The organism is Solibacillus sp. GQ1 (assembly GCF_059758555.1).
This window is the reverse complement of record NZ_JCAXEX010000022.1, coordinates 1-229: the sequence shown is the minus strand read 5'-3', so window position 1 is coordinate 229 and position 229 is coordinate 1. Positions and strand designations below refer to the sequence as shown.

The 229-nt window shown below is 43.7% G+C and carries 1 rRNA gene; it reads left to right on the top strand.

Annotated features, from left to right (window positions below):
* Positions 1-174 precede the first annotated feature (174 nt).
* Positions 175-229 (top strand): 5S ribosomal RNA (gene rrf / locus AC6CH1_RS19320); the annotation flags it as partial.

Genomic DNA, 229 nt, shown 5'->3' with positions numbered 1-229 from the left:
ACGTATTCAATGAAACGTTTATCCAGTTTTGAAAGAATGATCTTTCTAAGGGTTTCAAGACACAAGCTAGTCGAGGAAACGACTGAGTGATTGAAGGAGCGTACTAAAGTACGTGACTGAAAGAACGAGGGAAGTTGACGAAGGATAGCGCCGTGTATTGGAAGCCGAAAATAGTGAAGTGATGATGGCAAAGAGGTCACACCCGTTCCCATACCGAACACGGAAGTTA